Here is a 231-nt window from a genome sequence, read left to right on the forward strand (position 1 = left end):
GCCGCGACGGGGTGCTCCCGGCCCTGCGCCTGCCCTGGCCCGGTCCGCTCCCGGCGACCCCGTCGGCCCCCGGCCTGCTCGACGACCACGGCCGGCCGGCCGGCACCTGGGCGACCGTCGTCGTCCTGGTCCTGCGGGACGCGGCGGCGGTGGCGACCGTCCGGGAGCAGCTCGACGCCGTCGGCGACCCGCTGCTGCTCGCCCTGCCGGGGCTGGACGACGTCGTCGTGG

At 81.0% G+C, this 231-nt stretch carries 1 protein-coding gene; it reads left to right on the forward strand.

The window, feature by feature from the left end; translation table 11 throughout:
- Positions 1 to 231, forward strand: a 231-nt coding sequence (locus N866_RS21810) for a hypothetical protein (RefSeq protein ID WP_034229987.1), incomplete at both ends; no start/stop codon positions are given.

The sequence above is a fragment of the Actinotalea ferrariae CF5-4 genome (assembly GCF_000603945.1).
Lineage (GTDB): Bacteria > Actinomycetota > Actinomycetes > Actinomycetales > Cellulomonadaceae > Actinotalea > Actinotalea ferrariae.